This window comes from Microcystis sp. M113S1, assembly GCF_020246945.1.
Lineage (GTDB): Bacteria > Cyanobacteriota > Cyanobacteriia > Cyanobacteriales > Microcystaceae > Microcystis.
Window position 1 is genome coordinate 1 of the sequence record NZ_JADBSA010000235.1, and the last position, 15,460, is coordinate 15,460.

Sequence of the window (15,460 nt, forward strand, 5' to 3'; positions counted from 1 at the left end):
AATCCTTATCTGGCAAGAGATTTAATTGATTAGTTCGCTCTAGATCAAAAACAATTGACAAAAATCGCTAAATGCCTTTCTATATAAGGGTTACATCCCTTATAACCCCCGTCCATTGCATAACACAAACCGAAGAGCCGTTTCAATGAGCCTAATCCCTTAAATAGCCTAGAATCCAACCAAGCAAAAAGCTTTGATTATTTTCTGCTAAAATATCATAACTACTCTAGAAGACCCTTAAAACTCAAATCTGATAACTGATAACTGATAACCGATAACTGATAACTGATAACTGATAACTGATAACTGATAACTGATGATGTATTGGTATAATGGCGAATTAATCGAGGATGAGCGAATAAGTCTGGGTATTGATGACGTGGGGTTGCTTTATGGAGCCACGATATTTACTACCCTGCGTATCTATCAACAAAGCTTAGATCATCCTCTAACCCATTGGCAAGAGCATCTCGAACGTTTGCACTCTAGTTTACAAGTTTTCCACTGGCCCGCTCCCGATTGGCAGCGAATTCGCCAAGGAGCCGAAAAATTATCCCTATTGTATCCTGTCCTGAGAATTACAATTTTTCCCGATGGTAGGGAGTGGATTAAAGGCAGATTTTTACCCGAAGATTTAACCCTTAGACAAGAGCGGGGAATTATTGGGTGGGTAATAGATAATCCCGCTTGGCAACGGGTTTTAGGAGAACATAAAACTGGTAATTATTTAACCCCTTGGTTAGCGTCACAAACTGCTCAAAAAAAAGGAGCAAAAGAGGCGATATTAGTTGATCGAGTCGGGAATTGGTTAGAAACTAGCACGGGCAATTTATGGGGATGGAAAGATAATTGCTGGTACAGTCCCCTGCTTACTGCTGATATTTTACCCGGGATCGGGCGCTCGGCTTTGATCGGCTGGTTAAAAAAACAAAATATTTCCCTGCAAGAAAATCTCTGGACTCCTGAATTTGTCAGGACTTTACAAGGAATTGCTTATAGTAATTCTCTGGTGGAAATTATCCCTTTTAATTCTATTCTTGGCTGTGATCTAGAGATAAATACAGCTATTTATCGGCAAGTTTTACCGGATTTACAGCAATATTTTTCCAGTCAATTAGAGAATAAATAAAGGTGTGTTACTAGAGGCTAACACACCTAAAATCTGGAAATAATACCGCTCAAGCTTTAAAATTCTCGCTCGGAATTAGCCTCACTATCGCGTTTAGAACCGAGTAAATCTAGTTGATCGACGAGAATCACCGGTTTAGAACGAGCTAATCCCGTGTTTTTATCATTCCAGGTATCCATTTTTAAAGAACCTTTAATCCCGATTAAACCGCCTTTTTTCACATAATTAGCGGCCACCTCCGCCGTTTTGCCCCAAATTTCCAGATCGAACCAATCCGGCTGATCGCTATTTTTAGAGCGACGATTAACCGCTAAAGTGAAAGTACATAAAACCTTACCCGACTCGAAATACTTGGTTTCCGGGTCTCTCCCCGCTCGTCCCACCAAATGAACCAGATTTAAACTCATGGTCTTAAATCCTCAATTTAGTACAATAGTATGTTTATTTTAGCCCGAAACCCTGACTTTGACCGGTGGGCAGCCAGAAAATTAGGCCGAAGACTTGCGTAAATCTGGAGAGAAAGAAGCGATAATTAACTAGACTTGAGAAACAAAACGTAATAAAATCCAAGTCGATTCGATCGAAAATCTAGCTATAGCAAGCAACGTTGTTATCAGAACAGGAGTGAAAACAAGTGGGTTTTTTTAGAGGTCTAGCCTTATCAAGGGACATAGGTATAGACTTGGGGACAGCAAACACCCTCGTTTATGTATCAGGGAAAGGCATCGTTTTAGAGGAACCATCGGTAGTGGCGATCGATCAAGATCGTAACCCGATCGCTGTCGGGGAGGAGGCCAAAAAAATGCTCGGTCGGACTCCGGGCCATGTCACCGCTCTGCGACCCCTGCGCGATGGGGTAATCGCCGATTTTTACAGTTGCGAGATCATGTTAGCGGAATTCATCAAACGAGCGCTCGATGGCACGATTGGCAATCCCCGCATGGTAATCGGTGTTCCCAGTGGGATTACCGGAGTAGAAAGACGTGCGGTGGTGGATGCGGCCAAAAATGCCGGCTCGCGAGAAGTGGGGTTAATTGATGAACCGGTTGCTGCGGCCTTGGGTGCCGGTTTACCCGTCTCGGAAGCGACGGGAAATATGATCATCGATATCGGTGGTGGCACGACGGAAGTGGCGATTCTCAGTCTTAATGGGACGGTGATCAGCGAATCGGTGCGCGTCGCTGGGGATGAACTCACGGAAGCAATTATCGCTTATCTGAAAAAAGTCCATAACCTAATTATCGGGGAACGCACGGCCGAAGATATTAAAATTCGCCTTGGTTCAGCTTATCCCTCCCCCGGAGATGAATTTCCTCCTCTGGAAGTGCGGGGATTGCATCTCATGTCCGGTTTACCCCGCACCGTGACGATAAAAGCGGAAGAAGTGCGGGAAAGTATGGATGAGCCACTTTCCGTGATCGTTGATGCGATCAAACGTACCCTAGAAAAAACTCCCCCCGAATTAGCGGCCGATATTATCGATCGCGGCATCATGTTAGCGGGAGGGGGTGCTTTATTACGGGGACTCGATCGCCTAGTCAGTCACGAAACCGGTATCGTTACCCATATCGCTGAAGATCCCCTGCGCTGTGTTGTCAAAGGCACGGGAGAAGTGTTAAAAAATCAGAAACTCTTTGAGCGGATCGTTAATGAAACAACTCGCAATGTCTAAAGGTCACTAGGATCGGTTAGCCGTTAGCTATCAGCAGCGGAAAAATACACGGATTCTCACTCTACACAGCCAAGAGGTTTAAAATCGCTCATGTATTCAGCACGACGAAAATGGACACAGCAGGGATGGCGACTTTTTCTGCTCGCTGCCGCTTTGGGGGTGGCTTGGTACATTCGTACCTATCAAAGTGGGGCGATTTTAGAATTGTATGGTTTATTAACCCGCCCTTTTCAGGGAGAGGAAACTAATCTGCAAGAGCAACTTCTGGCCGATCAACGGGTGCGAGAATTACAAAATCGTTTAAGTGAAGTCGAATATCAAAATCAACAATTAAAAAAACAGCTTGGTTATTATCAAACCCAGAAAAAACCCCTGATTTCTGCCCCAATTATTGGCCGCAGCGCTGATGATTGGTGGCAACAGGTAATTATCGGTCGGGGTAGCACCGATGGTGTGGAAGTGGGTGCTTCGGTGACGGGAATTGGCGGTTTAGTGGGACGGATTACGGAAGTTACTCCCCACACCAGCAAAGTTTTATTGGTCAGTAATTCCCAAAGTCGCATCGGAGCAACGGTGAATCGTAGTCGGGCCATGGGTTTAATTCAAGGTCAGGATTCCCAAGTCGCCACCCTGCGCTTTTTTGAAAAAGCTCCCGATGTGAAACCGGGAGATGTGGTGACAACTTCGGCTTTTAGTAGTCTTTTTTCGCCAGGTTTGCCCATCGGTCGCATAATTTCCCTTAATTTACAGGAAAATCCCGCCCCCACCGCCAAAATTGAATTTACCGCCACCGTGGACAATCTCGAATGGGTCTTCGTTCACCCGCAACCCCAGCAGTGAGAGGGGGAATTATGCTGAAATTAAGCCGTTTATCAGCCCGTTCTCGTTTTATACTGAATATTTTAGTCACTGTCGCTTCACTGCTTCTCTGTACCTTTCTTTCCTTAATGCGGCTGCCCGGTATGGAGATTTTAGGCATCGCTCCCAATTGGTTACTGATTTGGTTGGTTAGTTGGAGTCTCAATCGCTCTTGTCTCGATAGTGTGGTGGCCGGATTAGCGCTCGGCACTATTCAAGATAGTCTTACCTCTAATTATCCTTCCCATATCATGGTTTTTGGTCTCATCGGCTTCCTCACTTCCCGTTTACACCGACAACGTTATGTTAAAGAAGAATTGATCGCCGTGGTCTTAATTGTCTTTGTTATGACTTTAATCGCCGATGGTGCGATCGCTTTTCAATACTATCTACAAGGAGGCAAAAATCTCGCTGATCTTTGGCTCGATTATCAACGCCTTGGCCTCACTTCTGCTCTGCTTAGTAGTCTCTGGACTCCCCTCGTCTATTATCCCCTCCAGCAATGGTGGCGACAATTTAGCGATCTTTAGGGGATAGGGGATAGGGGTTAGGGGATGGGGAGATGGGGAAATGGGGGTAAAACCCTAAAACCCCAACACCCTATCCCCCAACACCCAACACCCAACCCCCAACACCCTCACCCTCACCCGCTCAACTAACATGAAATACAAACAAAAACTTAGTCAATTTTTTCATAATCTTGCTAATAAATTAGAGAATTCCGAGCAACCCCCTAAAGTCAATCCTATCGACTCCGAATCTGCGCCAGTTGCGGGGGAAAAGCCAGTAGAAGCCGCTTCCGAAGAAAAAAAGGTTAATTTAGTCTCCCGAACCAGTAGCAAGGCTCTAGAGACGTTAAAACCCTTAAAAAACAAATTTACTACCCTGATCGACAATTCCCCCTTACCGCAATGGCGACAACATCCCCGCTTTGGGTTGTACTTGGGATTGGGATTAGGCGTAACTGGGGGCATTTTAGGGGTAGGTTGGGGCATTTATCGCCTTGAAACCTCTCTACCGCAAAATATCGCCGATATACAAACCTATGCTCGTCCCGGCACCCTAACCATTCAAGCCGCTAATGGGGAAATCCTCAAGCAAAATGGCCCTAGCACTTACGAAACCGTGAAAATTGCCCAAGTTCCCCAACTGGTACAGGAGGCCTTTATCGCTAGTGAAGACCGCCGGTTTCGCGAACACGGGGGAGTTGATGGCCAGGGTATTGCTCGCGCTCTCTTTTCTAACCTGAGAGCCGGGGGAGTGGTGGAAGGAGGCAGCACCATCACCCAGCAATTGGCTCGGATTGTCTTTTTATCCCAAGAAAAGAGCTTTGATCGCAAATTACGGGAAATGCGTATCGCTCAGAAAATAGAAGATAAATATACAAAAGACCAGATTTTAGAGCGTTATTTTCACCTAGTTTATCTCGGTTCCGGGGCCTACGGTCTTGCCGATGCCGCTTGGTTATATTTCAGTAAACCCGTCGATAAATTAACTCTAGCCGAAGCTGCCACCCTTGCAGGGATTGTTCCCGCTCCTAGTCTCTATTCTCCCCTCGAAAACCCTAAATCTGCCCTAGAACGGCGTAATATCGTCCTAAAAACTATGGCCGAGGTGGGATTTATTACTAACGCTCAAGCAGAACTGGCGATCGCATCTCCCCTAGGCATTAAAACCAGTCCCCTAAAACGTCTGCAACGGCAAGCGGCCTATTTTACCGATTATGTGGAAAAAGAACTGCCGCAACTGGTTCCCGCTAAAACCCTAGAAGCGGGGGGATTGGTGGTAAAAACTACCCTTAATCCTCGTTGGCAAAGCGAAGGGGAGGAAGTGGTAGAAAGAGCGGTTTCTCGTTATGGCAAGTGGCAGAACTTCCAACAGGCGGCTTTAGTGGCAATTGACCCCAAAAATGGGCAAATTAAGGCCATGGTCGGGGGAATTGACTACGATAAGAATCAATTCAATCGGGTGACACAGGCAAAACGTCAGCCAGGATCTACTTTTAAGCCTTTTGTCTATGCGGCGGCGATTGCGGCGGGGAAATCCCCCTATTCTAATTATAAAGATGCACAGTATGTGGTGGATGGTTATAAACCAGAAAACTACGGCGATAAGTATAGCGGCCGCGAGGTGTCCATGCGCGATGCTTTGACTTCTTCCCTGAATGTGGTGGCAGTTCAGGTGTTAGTGGCTGTGGGTTGGAATCCGGTGATTAAATTAGCTCAAGATCTGGGTATCCAGTCGAAACTTTTACCCACTTATTCTTTGGCTTTGGGTGCTTCGGAAGTCAATCTTTTAGAATTGACTAGCGCCTACGGAACCTTTGCTAATAATGGTGTGCATCAACCAGTTTACGGTATTAATCAGGTACTCGATCGCCATGGTAAAGTAATTTATCAAGCCAATTTTAAACCGAAAACTGCTCTCAATCAAAACACGGCGGCGACGATGACTTGGATGCTGCAGGATGTGGTTAATTCGGGAACGGGAACCCCCGCACAAATTGGTCGTCCGGTGGCAGGAAAAACCGGCACTTCTGACAAGGCTCGCGACCTTTGGTTCGTCGGTTATATTCCCCAATTAGTCACGGGAATTTGGCTCGGTAATGACAATAATAAACCCACCAATGGAGCCAGTACCATGTCCGCTTGGATGTGGCGACAATTTATGTTAGAAGCAATTAAGGATATTCCCTATCAAGGTTTCCCAGAACCGAATTTAGGCAAACGTCCAGTGACAGTAAAAGCGGAACCAATTAAACCCCGACGTACCTACTTTACCCAAACTACTAACAATCGTTTAGCCAGCAGCGATGAGGGTTCCCCCACCGAAGGACCCATCCGCAGACGGCGACGGGTTCGGGTAAGTCACGAGCAAACTATCGTTCGTTCTCATACTAGCGAACCCAGCCAACGCCGTTCTAGTCGTCGGCGTACTACCGTCGCTCCTACCAGCGCCGCTGCTCCTCGTCCTGAAAATACGGCCCCCCCGGCAGCCGAACCGATTACCGTTCCCGTCACTGTGGCAGCTCCCGAAACTCGTTCGGTTCCCCTACAGGTAACTCCTCCCCCCGATGTGACTCCTCCTGCACCCCCAGCAGAAAGACGCTGAATCGGCAAAAAAACCCCGCAAATCCTGCGGGGGTTACAGTTCCAAAACTGCTCGGTAAAATCTTGGAAAAAAATCGGATTTTTGGCGGCGAAACTGGGTAAATTGGCCGAAAGCTTGCCGCTATAATAACTAAAAAGCCTGTTTAATGCCGATGACCAGTCTTATTTCCCCCACTACCGTCTCCTCAACCCGTTTAAGTCTCAGCTATCAAGTGGCTATGCCGGAACCGACTTCACACCTCTTTGAAGTTACTCTACAGATTACTGGTTGGCAAGCTCCGATTTTAAACCTAAAAATGCCGGTTTGGACTCCCGGTTCCTATCTAGTGCGGGAATACTCCCGTTTAGTCCAAGATTTTCAAGCTGTTAACCTCAACAGTCGCAAAGTTGCTAAAAATCACTGGCAGATTGACACCGGTAATAGTTCAGAAATAACGGTCAAATATCGCGTTTTTGCCCACGATTTAACCGTCAGAACCAACCATCTCGATGATACTCACGGTTACTTCAACGGGGCCGCTTTATTTTTCTATATCCCCGATTATCAAAAACATCCCCTCACCCTGACAATTATCCCCCCCCATGGCGATTGGCGCGTTACCACTACCTTAAAATCTTTATCCGGACAGAAAAACACTTTTCACGTTCCCGATTTTGATACCCTGGTGGACAGTCCTGTGGAGGTGGGTATTCATCAGTTATACGATTTTGTCGTCGAGGGAAAACCCCATCAATTAGCTATCTGGGGACGGGGAAACGCCAATCCTAGTCAAATTATCGCCGATACCACTAAAATTATTCAAACCGAGTCGGCTATGTTCGGTGGACTCCCTTATGATAATTATCTCTTTTTGCTACATCTTTCGGCGGCTGGTTACGGGGGACTAGAACATAAAAATTCCTGTACCCTTAACTATGCGCGTTTGGGATTACGAGATAAGGATAAATATAATCGTTTTCTGCAATTAGTCGCCCATGAGTTCTTTCATCTCTGGAATATCAAGCGTATTCGCCCAAAAGCTTTAGAAAGCTTCGATTATGACGCAGAGAATTATACTTCTTCCCTCTGGTTTGCCGAAGGAACCACCAGTTATTACGATATGATAATCCCTCTACGGGCAGGAATATACGATAGTAAGACTTTTTTAGAGCTTTTAAGCAAGGAAATCACCCGTTATCTCAATATACCCGGTCGTCTTGTCCAACCGCTAGGCGAATCTAGTTTCGATGCCTGGATAAAACTCTACCGACGGGATAGCAATAGCGATAATAGTCAAATTTCCTACTATCTCAAGGGGGAATTATTGTCGCTGCTTCTCGATTTACTAATTCGCACCCACACCGATAACCGTCGTTGCCTCGATGATGTTTTACGCTCGATGTGGCAACATTTCGGTAAAGAGGAGATTGGTTATACCGATGGGGAATTGCAAGCAATTCTCGAATCTGCCGCAGGAATTGATTTAAGCGACTTCTACCGCCGTTATATCGACGGTTTAGAAGAATTACCCTTTAATGAATATCTTGAACCTTTTGGACTCTATCTGCGGGGTGTTGGCAATGGGGAGACGATACCTCATCTGGGAATGCGGGTACAGAGTGAAGCGGGTAAAGAAATGATTAAATTTGTCGAGATGGGTTCTCCTTGTCAAAAAGCGGGAATTAATGCTGATGATGAGTTATTAGCCATCGATGGATTGCGGGTGACGGCGGAACAGTTAAACGAAAGATTAAAAGACTACCGCGCAGGTGATATTATTCAGATAACAGTCTTTCATCTCGATGAATTGCGAACCCTTGCTGTTCCACTGGCCACCCCGCAGACGATTCGCTATGAAATTATCAGGGTAGAAAATCCTTCTAATAGCCAGAAACAAAATTTTTCCGCATGGGTAAATCCCGTTTAGTTCTTGGTTAAATCAACAAAAAAATGTCTATTACCGCCGAAATTACTTTCCTTCCTCTCGCCTATTTTGAGAATAAATTTATCCCTTTCAGTGAGGCAAAATTATCCATTGCTACCCACGCACTACACTACGGAACTGCCGCTTTTGGGGGTTTACGAGGTACTCCCGACCCTAGCAATCCCGGACAGATATTATTATTTAGATTAGACCGTCATTCTCAGCGTTTAAGTCAAAGTGCTAAGTTTCTTAATTACGAGATTCCTGCCGATAAAATCTATCAAATAATTATCGATTTTGTGAAAAAGAATCAGTGTCATCGACCTTTTTATATTCGTCCCCTTGTCTATAGTTCGGGGTTGGGAATTGCTCCGCGATTGCATGGTATCGAGAAGGATTTTCTCGTCTATGGTCTAGAAATGGATGATTATTTAGCAGCCGATGGGGTTAACTGTCGGATTAGTTCTTGGTATCGTCAGGAGGATAGAAGTTTCCCGTTGCGAGGTAAAATTAGCGCCGCTTATATCACTTCTGCTTTAGCAAAAACAGAAGCGGTAGAATCGGGGTTTGATGAGGCAATTTTGATGAATTCTCAGGGTAAAGTCTGTGAAGCGACGGGAATGAATATTTTTATTATCAGAAATGGTCAGCTAATTACTCCTAGTTTTGACCAAGATATTCTAGAGGGTATTACTAGAGATAGTGTTTTAACTATCGCGCGGGATTTGGGTATTCCGGTTATTGAAAGACCGATAGATAAGACGGAATTATTTATCGCTGATGAGGTGTTTTTAAGTGGCACTGCGGCGAAAATTACTCCGATTAAAAGGATTGAAACTTTTTCTTTACCCGCGGCTAAACCGATTACTTATCAGTTAAAAGAAAAGTTAAGTTCTATCGTTCTCAATCAGGAACCAAAGTATCAAGATTGGATTACTAAAGTTCCTTTATAGTTAGAGAAATTAACTTAATTTTTCCTTGAGATGCGCCATCATTTTACGCATCTCAAGGAACCCTGAAATAAACGGAATTTATCTATTTTTAGGTTTGGCTCCTTCCTGTATGTAGAGTATAGTTTTGTTAGGATCAATCTTCAGGATGGGTTTATTATCTCTTGCTATTTTTTCTTTTTGATTGCAGGTTTATTGCTGATTTTGACTATTATCGGTTGTATGTTCAATAGTAGAGCAAATAACTATGATTATACCTTAAACTCTATCAAAGTTGTCAAGGATAGTATTAATCCACTAAAGACAAAACTTACTTTGATTCTAACTATTAGTTTATTGGTATTTTGGTTAATTGTGGCCAAGATTTACCTACTTATATAGTTTCCCTTGAATATAACCAATCTCTTTATGCTTGGGTTAAGCTGTCCTGCATTTAAACGATGTCTTGGAAATTTTATTACAAATGCTCAAACTCTCAAACTAGGGATGAATTTCCGGTATCACTGGTCACTGAAATAGGTACAATAAACATTAGCTCGTTTTCATAGAGAACTTAAATGACGCAAAATAATCCCCTAGAGTTGATTGAGAAGTTAGAAACAGGAATCCCCGGCTTTGATTTTCTTTCGGAAGGGGGATTGCCGAAAGGAAGAGCAACTTTGATAGCGGGGACGGCAGGAAGTGCTAAAACCGTCTTTGCCTGTCAATTTCTCGCAGAAGGCATCAAAAATGGAGAAAATGGCGTTTTTGTCACCTTCGAGGAGCCACCACAAGCACTCAGAAAAAATATGGGTGGTTTTGGTTGGAATATCCGGCAGTGGGAGGAGAATCGTCAGTGGGCCTTTGTCGATGCTTCCCCCCAACCGGAAGAAAAGCCGATGGTGACAGGAGAATACGACCTAGGCGCATTAATCGCTCGCATTGAGTTTGCTATTCGCAAAAATAAAGCCAAACGGGTGTCTATGGATTCTTTAGGCGCAATTTTTAGCCATTTAAGTGATAGCGCTCAAGTGAGAAGTGATCTTTTTCGTCTGGCAACCGCTTTGCGAGAATTGGAAGTAACAGCGATTATGACCGCAGAAAGAACCCAAGAATACGGCGAAATCAGTCGTTATGGGGTGGAGGAGTTTGTGGCCGATAATGTGGTGATTTTACGCAACGTTTTAACCGATGAGAAAAGAAGAAGGACGATCGAAATTTTAAAATATCGGGGAACCGATCACCAAAAAGGAGAATTTCCTTTTACAATTATTCCCAACAAAGGGGCCGTGATTATTCCTTTATCAGCTATTGAATTAGAACAAAAATCCTCTAATATTCGTATTACTTCTGGCAGCCTGGAACTCGATAGAATGTGTGGTGGTGGTTTCTTCCGCGATTCGGTTATTTTGGTTTCGGGAGCCACGGGAACAGGAAAAACCCTCATGGTGACAGAATTTATGGCCGGGGGAGTAACCAATGGGGAAAGATGTTTAATTTTTGCCTTCGAGGAAAGTCGCGAACAGTTATTTAGAAATGCTACCGGTTGGGGTGTGGATTATGACCGCATGGAAAAGGAAGGTAAATTAAAGGTAGTCTGCCGTTATCCCGAAACTACGGGTTTGGAAAATCATCTAATTATGATGAAGGAAATTATCGAGGAGTTTCAACCGAATCGAGTGGCAGTAGATAGTTTATCTGCTTTAGAAAGGGTTTCTAATCTGAAAGGATTTCGGGAATTTATTATCGGTTTGACTTCTTTTATTAAGCAAAAAGAGGTGGGAGGATTATTTACTTCCACCACTCCCACTTTATTAGGAGGTTCCTCGATCACAGAAGCGCATATTTCTACAATTACTGATTCAATTATTCTGCTGCGTTATGTGGAAATGTATGGAGAAATGCGCCGCGGTATCACTGTTTTAAAAATGCGCGGTTCTATGCACGATAAGGATATTCGTGAGTTTTCGATCGATCATCAAGGTATGCACATCGGTCAACCTTTCCGTAATGTTACCGGAATTCTGGCTGGAACTCCTATGTACACAGCACAAACAGAAGTAGAACGTTTGAGTGGATTATTCGAGGATCGTAGTTAAAATACAGCAGCATTTGCTAATCGCACATCGGCCGTTAGCTTTTTTCTCCCTATCTCCTTCTTGCTTTCTTGATATGTATATGTCTAAAAACTTTTGCTTTATTTTTCTAGGTCTTTTACTGATAAATAACCTACATTTATCAGCCTTGGCAGAAACAGTTTTACAAAGAATTGCTCGCACGGGAGAATTAAAAGCGGCAGCCAGAAAAGACGCTACTCCCTTTAGTTATATCGATGAGAAAACGGGACAATGGACAGGTTACGGAGTGGAATTAATGCGCTTAGTCCAACGTCGATTAGAACAACAATTAGGTAAACCGATTACAATAACCTTTACAGAAGCGACGACTAATAATCGTTTTCAGCAAGTGGAACAGGGACAAGTAGATTTATCCTGTAATGCGGCAACAATTACGGAAGAAAGACTAGAAAAGGTTAATTTTTCTATTCCTTATTTTATGACAGGAGCGCAATTTTTAACTAAAAGGGAAAATGTTGATAAAATAGATATTAATAACACTTTAGCGGCAGTTGCGATCGCCTATATTCCCCACACCACCACCGATAGTATTATTCGTTATATCTATCCTCTGGCTAATTGGCAAGCTGTCAGCGATCGAAGTGAAGCAGTGGCAAAATTACAAAGGGGAGAAGTAAAAGCAGTGGTTAGTGATGGAATTCTTCTACTGGGGGAAATCATTAAACAAGGACAGGATCCGCGACAATTTGTGCTACTACCCCGTCAACCGATTACCACCGAACTTTATGGCTGTATTTTACCCAAAAACGATCCCGAATGGAAAAAATTTGTTGATACTGTCGTCGGCAGCAATGATAACCAGAAACTGCGAGAACAATGGTTTAATTTAGAGGAAAGTTCTTTCCCCTATAGGATTCTCAATCAACCCTAAAAATAGACTGTGATTGCTGAAAATTAAAAGTCAGTAAATTCTTGTTTTTTTTGCCTTTTCCTTGTCACTTTTTCCTGAAAAACTATGTCTTTTGTCGGTTTACATATTCACAGTGATTATAGCTTACTTGACGGTGCTTCCCAATTACCGGCACTAATTGATCGAGCGATCGAATTAGGACAACCAGCGATCGCTTTAACCGATCATGGAGTCATGTATGGTGCGATCGAATTAATTAAAACCTGCCGTAATAAGGGAATAAAACCAATTATTGGCAACGAAATGTATGTAGTCAATGGCGATATTGAAGTCAATCTTCGCCACCGAAAATATCATCAAGTTGTTTTAGCCAAAAATACCCAAGGCTATAAAAATCTGGTTAAATTAACTACTATTTCTAATCTGAAAGGTATTCAAGGTAAAGGCATTTTTGCTCGTCCTTGTATCAATAAAGAGTTACTCCAACAATACCACGAAGGATTGATAGTTACCAGTGCTTGCTTGGGTGGAGAGATTCCCCAAGCGATTTTAGCTAATAATAGAAAACTGGCTAAGGAAACTGCTAAATGGTATAAAAAACTTTTTGGTGATGATTTTTACTTAGAAATTCAAGACCATGGTTCTAAAGAAGATCGGATTGTTAATGTAGAAATAGTCAAAATTGCTAAAGAATTAGGAATTAAAGTAGTTGCTACTAACGATTCTCACTTTATTTCCTGTTACGATGTAGAGGCCCACGATGCCTTGCTTTGTATTCAAACTAGCAAGTTAATTACTGAAGACAAACGCCTCCGTTATAGCGGCACAGAATACTTAAAATCTGCTGATGAAATGCGGTTACTTTTCCGTGATCATCTGCCCGAAGATGTGATTGAAGAAGCGATTAATAACACCTTAGAAGTAGCAGAAAAAGTCGAACCTTATAACATATTTAATGAACCGAGACTCCCTAATTATCCTGTTCCTGCGGGACATACTGCCGATAGTTATGTAGAAGAAATTGCTTGGTTAGGATTACTAGAAAGATTAAAATGTCCTTCTCGTCACGAGATTGAGCCTGTTTACAAAGAAAGGCTTGAATACGAATTAAAAATGTTACAGAAAATGGGATTTTCTACCTATTTTCTCGTCGTTTGGGACTATATAAAATATGCTAGAGATCATGATATTCCCGTCGGTCCAGGACGCGGTTCTGCGGCGGGTTCTTTGGTGGCATATTCTTTAAAAATAACCAATATTGATCCCGTTCATCACGGTTTATTATTTGAGCGGTTTCTCAATCCTGAACGGAAATCTATGCCTGATATTGATACGGATTTCTGTATCGAGAGACGGGATGAAATGATCCAATACGTCACGGAAAAATACGGGGAGGCTAATGTTGCCCAAATCATTACTTTTAACCGCATGACATCAAAAGCTGTCTTAAAAGATGTGGCGCGGGTGTTAGATATTCCCTACGCCGAATCGGATAAAATGGCGAAAATGATTCCCGTTTCTCGCGGTAAACCCACACCTTTAAAAGTGATGATTTCCGATGAAACTCCCGAACCAGCATTTAAAGAAAGATACGATACGGAACCCCATGTGCGTCATTGGTTAGATATGGCAATTCGTATCGAAGGTACTAACAAAACCTTCGGAGTTCATGCTGCGGGAGTCGTCATTTCTTCCCAACCTTTAGATGAAGTGGTTCCCCTCCAGAAAAATAATGATGGGGCGGTAATTACGCAATATTTTATGGAGGATTTAGAATCATTGGGATTGTTAAAAATGGACTTTTTAGGGTTAAGAAATTTAACCACTTTGAAAAAAACCGCCGATTTAATTAAACAAAATCAGGGTATAGATATCGATCTCGAACAATTGCCTTTAGATGAAAGAAAAGCCCTGCAAATTCGGGCTAAAGGGGAACATAAAAAACTACCTCCCGATATTCTCAAAACCCACGGATTACTAGAAGAAGGAGATTTAGAAGGGATTTTCCAGTTAGAATCATCGGGGATGAAACAGATCGTTAAAGAGTTAAAACCATCGGGTATTGAGGACATATCTTCAATCTTAGCACTCTATCGCCCTGGTCCTTTAGATGCGGGATTAATTCCTCTCTTTATTGGCAGAAAACACGGTAGAGAACCCATTCGTTATGATCATCCTTTATTGGAACCAATTCTTAAGGAAACCTACGCAGTTTTAGTCTATCAAGAACAGATTATGAAAATGGCGCAGGATTTAGCCGGTTATTCCCTAGGAGAAGCGGATCTATTGCGTCGGGCAATGGGTAAGAAAAAAGCCTCCGAAATGCAGAAACAAAGGGAGATGTTTATCGATGGTGCTGCTAAAAATGGTGTGGAAAAAAGAATCGCTGAAAATCTCTTTGAACAGATGGTAAATTTTGCCGAATATTGTCTAGGAGGTGAGACGTTAATTTTAACTGAGGAATACGGATTATTACCAATTGCTAAAATTGTGAGCGAAGAAATTAACTGCACTGTTTATACTGTTGACCAAAATGGTTTTGTTTATAGTCAACCAATCTCTCAATGGCACGAGCGAGGTTTACAAGAAGTCTTTGAATACACCCTAGAAAATGGGCAAACTATCCAAGCAACCAAAGATCATAAATTTATGACTAGCGACGGAGAAATGTTAGCCATAGATACAATATTTGAGCGAGGTTTAGATTTAAAATCCTCTGATTTTTCCTAAAAACCAAACCCCCCAATCTTGTGTGATTGAGGGGTTAGAAAGAATAATCCTGGCATCGAGCTATTGTCCCGGTCGGCAACCCGACAAGTATCTTGGCCACGGTGAAGTTTCACAACCGAGTTCGGGATGGAATCGGAGTG

Annotated in this window: 11 protein-coding genes; 10 read left to right on the top strand and 1 reads right to left on the bottom strand. The window is 43.1% G+C overall.

Translation table 11 applies throughout. From position 1 onward, the window contains the following. Positions 1–319 precede the first annotated feature (319 nt). On the top strand, positions 320–1,129 hold the full coding sequence (locus IM319_RS11735; protein WP_287735728.1) for an aminotransferase class IV: 810 nt from the start codon (positions 320–322) through the stop codon (positions 1,127–1,129). Between the two features lie 56 nt (positions 1,130–1,185). On the opposite strand, the gene IM319_RS11740 is transcribed toward IM319_RS11735, so the two are convergent. Further along, the gene (locus tag IM319_RS11740; protein WP_002797092.1) at positions 1,186–1,536 is read right to left on the bottom strand and encodes a single-stranded DNA-binding protein; all 351 of its coding nucleotides are present in this window, start codon (positions 1,534–1,536) and stop codon (positions 1,186–1,188) included. 227 nt (positions 1,537–1,763) lie between these two features. Between IM319_RS11740 and IM319_RS11745 the strand changes: the two genes are divergently transcribed. The 9 genes from IM319_RS11745 (at position 1,764) to IM319_RS11785 (ending at position 15,320) form a co-directional block, all read left to right on the top strand. Next, the gene (locus tag IM319_RS11745; RefSeq protein ID WP_287735723.1) at positions 1,764–2,801 is read left to right on the top strand and encodes a rod shape-determining protein; all 1,038 of its coding nucleotides are present in this window, start codon (positions 1,764–1,766) and stop codon (positions 2,799–2,801) included. Positions 2,802–2,891: 90 nt separating this feature from the next. After that, the gene (gene mreC / locus IM319_RS11750) at positions 2,892–3,641 is read left to right on the top strand and encodes a rod shape-determining protein MreC (RefSeq protein ID WP_286825561.1); all 750 of its coding nucleotides are present in this window, start codon (positions 2,892–2,894) and stop codon (positions 3,639–3,641) included. Then, positions 3,608–4,189: a rod shape-determining protein MreD gene (gene mreD, locus IM319_RS11755; RefSeq protein WP_287735724.1), complete on the top strand. Its 582-nt coding sequence runs from the start codon at positions 3,608–3,610 to the stop codon at positions 4,187–4,189. The genes mreC and mreD overlap by 34 nt, the downstream gene beginning before the upstream one ends. Positions 4,190–4,319: 130 nt before the next feature. Next, positions 4,320–6,770, top strand: coding sequence for a transglycosylase domain-containing protein (locus IM319_RS11760; RefSeq protein ID WP_287735725.1), 2,451 nt, complete (start codon positions 4,320–4,322; stop codon positions 6,768–6,770). A gap of 145 nt (positions 6,771–6,915) precedes the next feature. Next, positions 6,916–8,676, top strand: coding sequence for a M61 family metallopeptidase (locus tag IM319_RS11765; protein WP_287735726.1), 1,761 nt, complete (start codon positions 6,916–6,918; stop codon positions 8,674–8,676). 23 nt (positions 8,677–8,699) lie between these two features. Further along, positions 8,700–9,626: a branched-chain amino acid transaminase gene (locus tag IM319_RS11770; protein WP_287735727.1), complete on the top strand. Its 927-nt coding sequence runs from the start codon at positions 8,700–8,702 to the stop codon at positions 9,624–9,626. 554 nt (positions 9,627–10,180) lie between these two features. Beyond that, entirely contained in the window at positions 10,181–11,701 is a 1,521-nt protein-coding gene (gene kaiC / locus IM319_RS11775) for a circadian clock protein KaiC (RefSeq protein WP_002797104.1), read from the top strand. A gap of 79 nt (positions 11,702–11,780) precedes the next feature. Continuing rightward, positions 11,781–12,611, top strand: coding sequence for an amino acid ABC transporter substrate-binding protein (locus tag IM319_RS11780; protein WP_286825566.1), 831 nt, complete (start codon positions 11,781–11,783; stop codon positions 12,609–12,611). 84 nt (positions 12,612–12,695) lie between these two features. Next, positions 12,696–15,320 (top strand): DNA polymerase III subunit alpha, encoded by a 2,625-nt coding sequence (locus IM319_RS11785; RefSeq protein ID WP_286825567.1) that lies wholly within the window; start codon positions 12,696–12,698, stop codon positions 15,318–15,320. Positions 15,321–15,460: the final 140 nt, after the last annotated feature.

What these genes read in the sequence shown, in the direction of transcription:
- IM319_RS11735 (WP_287735728.1), top strand. Translation starts at nt 320, where the DNA reads ATGTATTGGTATAATGGCGAATTAATCGAGGATGAGCGAATAAGTCTG.
- IM319_RS11740 (WP_002797092.1), bottom strand. Translation starts at nt 1,536, where the DNA reads ATGAGTTTAAATCTGGTTCATTTGGTGGGACGAGCGGGGAGAGACCCG.
- mreC (WP_286825561.1), top strand. Translation starts at nt 2,892, where the DNA reads ATGTATTCAGCACGACGAAAATGGACACAGCAGGGATGGCGACTTTTT.
- mreD (WP_287735724.1), top strand. Translation starts at nt 3,608, where the DNA reads ATGGGTCTTCGTTCACCCGCAACCCCAGCAGTGAGAGGGGGAATTATG.
- IM319_RS11760 (WP_287735725.1), top strand. Translation starts at nt 4,320, where the DNA reads ATGAAATACAAACAAAAACTTAGTCAATTTTTTCATAATCTTGCTAAT.
- IM319_RS11765 (WP_287735726.1), top strand. Translation starts at nt 6,916, where the DNA reads ATGCCGATGACCAGTCTTATTTCCCCCACTACCGTCTCCTCAACCCGT.
- IM319_RS11770 (WP_287735727.1), top strand. Translation starts at nt 8,700, where the DNA reads ATGTCTATTACCGCCGAAATTACTTTCCTTCCTCTCGCCTATTTTGAG.
- kaiC (WP_002797104.1), top strand. Translation starts at nt 10,181, where the DNA reads ATGACGCAAAATAATCCCCTAGAGTTGATTGAGAAGTTAGAAACAGGA.
- IM319_RS11780 (WP_286825566.1), top strand. Translation starts at nt 11,781, where the DNA reads ATGTCTAAAAACTTTTGCTTTATTTTTCTAGGTCTTTTACTGATAAAT.
- IM319_RS11785 (WP_286825567.1), top strand. Translation starts at nt 12,696, where the DNA reads ATGTCTTTTGTCGGTTTACATATTCACAGTGATTATAGCTTACTTGAC.